A 4534-nucleotide genomic window follows, 5' to 3' on the forward strand; every position below is an offset into this window, starting at 1 on the left:
GCGACAGCGAATATTTGCCGGCCAGCTGGCGGATGTCCTCGATGGACTCCAGCCGGTCTAGCCGTTCATCCAGCGTTTCTCTGGGCATGGGCTTACTCCAGTGCGGTGATCAGGTCGGCAGCCCGCCCGCCATCTACCGACAAACAGGCACCGGTGATGTAGCTGGCTTCGTCCGACGCGAGGAACAGGATGGCGTTGGCCAGCTCCTCCGGCTTGCCGACGCGGCGCATCGGGATCAGTTTCTCGGTGCCGGCGCGGGTCTTGCCGTCGGACAGCATGCCGGCGGTAGCCGGTGTTTCCACTACGCCCGGAATCACCACATTGGCACGTATCCCCGCTGCCGCCCCTTCGCTGGCGGTGGCGCGGGTAAAGTTGATCACTGCTGCCTTGGCAGCCGAATAGCCGGCCATCCACGCGGTGCCGAACAGGCCGCAGATGGACGCGAGGTTGACGATGGCGCCGCCGCTGCCTTGCCCGGCAAAAATCTGCAGCGCGGTGCGCGTGCCCCAGAACGTGCCGTCTACCGTGGTGGAAAAATTGCTGCGCCAGGCCTCGGTATCGGTGTCGGCGATACTGCCCCACGAGTAGGCCATCGCATTGTTGACCAGAATATCGAGCCGGCCGCCGCGCCGTGCCGCCTCGCGGATCGCGCCGCTAAAAGCCGCTTCGTCGCTGACATCGGCCACCACATAGCCGGCCTTGCCGCCCTGCGCGCGTATCGCTTCCACCACCGCCGCCAGCGGTTCTTCGCGCCGGCCGCAGATAAACACCTCGGCGCCCTCGGCGGCAAAGCGCAGCGCGGTCGCCGCGCCGATGCCGGAGCCGCCGCCGCTGATAAACGCCACCTTGTTTTGCAGTCTGTTGCCCATGATCGCCTCCTTATTTGAAGTAGCTGCCGCCGTTGGCGACGATGTCGCTTCCGGTGACCATCGCCGCGTCATCGGAGGCGACAAAGGCGACAGTGCGGGCAATATCTTCCGGCTCGGCCATGCGCCCCAGCGGAATGGCGGCGATCATGCTGTTGATCCACGCCTCGCCCACGGACTGCATCATCGGGGTGTTGGTCGGGCCCGGCACTACGTTATTGACGCGGATGCCGCGCGGCCCCAGTTCGCGGGCCAGCGCCCGGGTCATGCCGTGCAGCGCGGCCTTGGAGGCCACATAGTGCAGGCCGCCTTCGCCGGACAAGGCCGCCGTCGACGAGATATTGACGATGCTGCCCTTGATGCCGTGCCTGACCATCAGGCGCACCGCTTCGCGCGTGCAGTAGAAGCTGCCGTTGAGGTTGACGTTCATCACGCCCTGCCAGCCTTCGTCTTCCATGTCGATGATCAGGTCGGGGTAGACGGTAACCGCTTCACCCTTGGCCTGCTGCTCGCCGCGCAAGGCAAGGCGGGTCATCAGCTTGTCGAAGCCGTCATTCTTGCTGCTGCCGATGCCGGCATTGTTGACCAGCACATCGAAGCGGCCATAGCGGCTGTCCACCTCGGCAAACAGGGCCGCAACCGCGCTGCTATCGGCGATATTGACGCTGCGCGCGATGCTGTTTTCCAGTCCGGCGACGGCTTCCTCGGCAGCGGCCAGATTGATATCGACTGCGACCACGGCCGCGCCTTCGCTTGCCAGTTGCCGCGCAATCGCGCGCCCCATGCCCTGCCCTGCGCCGGTAACCAGCGCTACCTTGCCTGCAAACCGCATCGCTCTTCTCCTGAAGACGGACACCTTGTCCGGTATGGCGCCATGGTCAGCCGGCACAGGCGGGAGGGCATCGTCCGCCAAGACTAGAGGCAACTGCTGCATGGCAGCAATGCAACGCTGCACCGCCAGCCGGAAAATGACGTTTGAAAGACTGGCCGGCAGGCCTTACGCTGGCCCAAAACATGACTCGTCCGATCAGACGATGAGCGAAGTGCCGCCGCGCCTTAGCGTGATGCCAGCACAACAAGAGGAAGAGACAGATGAACGCACATGTCGGCCAGCTGGCCAACCCCGTCATAGCCGAAATGCTCGATTGCCAACGTCAGGCCTTTATCGCCGAAGGCCATGTATCGGCAGCCGTGCGCCAGGACCGGCTCGCGCGGCTGGAGGCGATGCTGAAAAAGCACGCCGAAGCCCTGGCCAAGGCACAGGACGCCGATTTCGGCGGCCGTCACCCGGGCTTTTCATTGATGAACGATGTGCTGGCACCGCTGGCTTCGGTCAAGCACTGCCACAAGATGGCCGGCAAATGGATGAAAACCCAGCGCCGCGCTGGCTTGATTCCGTTCTCGCTATTCGGCCAGAAAACCGAGCTGCGCTATCAGCCCAAGGGCGTGGTCGGCATCATCGGCACCTGGAACGCGCCGGTGTTCACCCTGATCAGCCCGCTGGCCTATGTGCTGGCCGCCGGTAACCGCGCCATTCTCAAACCGTCGGAAATCGTGCCGGCCACCGCACACGCGCTGGCCGTGGGCATCGCCGAATTTTTCAAGCCCGAAGAAATTACCGTGATCGAAGGCGGCCCGGAAGTGGCCGATGCCATCACCCGCCTGCCGCTTGATCATCTGGTGTTTACCGGCTCGACCGCCATCGGCAAGAAAGTGATGCAGAACGCCAGCGCCAACCTCACGCCGGTGACGCTGGAGCTGGGCGGCAAATCACCGGTGATTATCGGCAAGAGTGCCGATCTTGAACGCGCCGCACGCCATATCGCACTGGGCAAGGGCAATAATTCGGGCCAGATCTGCGTGTCGCCCGACACCCTGTATGTGCATGAAAGCCGGCTCGATAGCCTGGTAGCCGCGCTCAAGGCCGAATTTATCGCCCAGTTTCCAAAAATCAGCCACAACCCCGATGTCACCGCCGTCGTCAACGAGCGCCACTACCAGCGCGTTAAAGCCTATGTCGACGAGGCACGCGAAGCCGGCAGCCGCATAGAAACCGCAGGCGAGTTGCCAAACGACGGCAGCCGCCGCCTGCCGATGGCCATCGTCGTCAATCCGGCGGCCAGCTTGCGTATTTCGCAGGAAGAAATTTTCGGGCCGGCGCTGATCGTGCGCAGCTACCGCGATGTCGAATCGGTGGTGGCCTCGATCAACGCCGGTGCCCACCCGCTGGCGCTGTATTACTTCGGCAAGGATGCCACCGAGGAGCGCTATATTCTCGACCATACGCTGTCGGGCGGCGTCGCCATCAACGAGGTGATGATGCACGCCGCACTGCAGGACGCCCCGTTCGGCGGGGTCGGCGCCTCGGGCATGGGCAGTTACCACGGCCGCGAGGGTTTCCAGCAGTTTTCGCATTTGCGCAGCGTCTATCGTGCCGGCTGGTATGACCCGAGAAAGGCCATGGGCGTATTGCCGCCCTATAACGACAAATTTATGGCCACTATCCGCAAATGGGTAGGCGCATGAATACGGACAAGCCCGTGGTGCTGGTCACCGGCGCCAGCCGCGGTATCGGCAAGGCCACCGCGCTCAAGTTCGCGCGCGAAGGCTGGCATGTCGCCATCACCGCCCGCACCCGGACCGAAGGCCAACAGCACGTCTATCAGGTCCCGACCCGCGACGGCCAGCCCCTGCCCGGCAGTCTGGCGAGCACGCTTGCCGAATTGCAGCGCTGGGACAGCGAGGCGCTGGCCATCACGATGGACCTCTTGGACCAGGTGTCGGTCGATGCGGCGCTGGATAGTGTGCTGGCGCGCTTTGGCCGCATCGATGCGCTGGTCAACAATGCCGTCTACCAGAGCAGCATGCTCAATGCACCTTTTATGGAACTGGATGGCGCAGAGTGGGCGCGCGTGCTGCAGGCCTATGTGGCAGCCCCGCACCAGCTGACACGGCGCGCGCTCAAGGTGATGCTGGAGCAAGGCAGCGGCGCCATCGTCAATATCAGCTCCGGCGCCGGCGAAACCGATCCGCCGCTACCTGCCAGCCAGGGCGGCTGGGGTGTGGCCTATGGCGCCGGCAAGGCGGCGTTTTCGCGCATGGCCGGCGTGATCGCCACCGAGCTTGGCGACGCCGGCATCCGCGCCTACACCGTCAACCCCGGCGTGGTGGCCACCGAAACACTGAAAGCGACCTTAGGCGACGATGGCGAGCTGGCGCGGCGCCTGGGCGCCAATACACCCGAACTGCCCGCCGCCGTCATCCACTGGCTGGCCAGCAGCGCCGACACCCGATCATGGCAAAAATGCACCGTGCAAGTGGCGGAATTTGCCCTGCACGGCGACACGCTACGCATACCGACAAAGGACCCATCATGAACACATCCCCGACCCTGCTGGCACTGGCTGTCAGCGTGGCACTACCGGCAATGGCCGCGCCAAGCCCGCGCCCTCCGGTCAACCCCTATCTGTCGGCCCCGGTCTATGGTGTCACCCACATGGACCCCAGCCAGAGCGACGCCATTCCGTATCCGGTCAAGCGCGGCACTTTCAATGTCAATCTCGCTACCATGCCGCAGGTCGAGGCCGGCGTATTCAACAACTTCAACCTGCAAGCCGCCGTGCCGGGCTTTATGTGGGCGATCAGTACCGATCGCGTCAGCTACGTCG

4 protein-coding genes and 1 pseudogene are annotated in these 4534 nt (G+C 64.1%); 3 read left to right on the forward strand and 2 right to left on the reverse strand.

From position 1 onward, the window contains the following. Window positions 1–92: 92 nt before the first annotated feature. Together ACRC1E_RS02005 and ACRC1E_RS02010 are read right to left on the reverse strand one after the other, a co-directional pair. Complete coding sequence (locus tag ACRC1E_RS02005; protein ID WP_438513434.1) at window positions 93–869, reverse strand: SDR family NAD(P)-dependent oxidoreductase; 777 nt, start codon at window positions 867–869, stop codon at window positions 93–95. Between the two features lie 10 nt (window positions 870–879). Beyond that, window positions 880–1698, reverse strand: coding sequence for an SDR family NAD(P)-dependent oxidoreductase (locus tag ACRC1E_RS02010; RefSeq protein WP_438513435.1), 819 nt, complete (start codon window positions 1696–1698; stop codon window positions 880–882). 260 nt (window positions 1699–1958) lie between these two features. On the opposite strand from ACRC1E_RS02010, the gene ACRC1E_RS02015 reads away from it, so the two are divergent. The 3 genes and pseudogenes from ACRC1E_RS02015 to ACRC1E_RS02025 form a co-directional block, all read left to right on the forward strand. Beyond that, entirely contained in the window at window positions 1959–3392 is a 1434-nt protein-coding gene (locus ACRC1E_RS02015; RefSeq protein WP_438513436.1) for a coniferyl aldehyde dehydrogenase, read from the forward strand. Beyond that, on the forward strand, window positions 3389–4243 hold the full coding sequence (locus ACRC1E_RS02020) for an SDR family NAD(P)-dependent oxidoreductase (RefSeq protein WP_438513437.1): 855 nt from the start codon (window positions 3389–3391) through the stop codon (window positions 4241–4243). The genes ACRC1E_RS02015 and ACRC1E_RS02020 overlap by 4 nt, the downstream gene beginning before the upstream one ends. Beyond that, a pseudogene (locus ACRC1E_RS02025) lies at window positions 4240–4534 on the forward strand (hypothetical protein); the annotation flags it as partial. The gene ACRC1E_RS02020 and the pseudogene ACRC1E_RS02025, both read left to right, overlap by 4 nt.

Origin of the sequence: Craterilacuibacter sp., from assembly GCF_051659485.1 — a bacterium.
Lineage (GTDB): Bacteria > Pseudomonadota > Gammaproteobacteria > Burkholderiales > Chromobacteriaceae > Craterilacuibacter.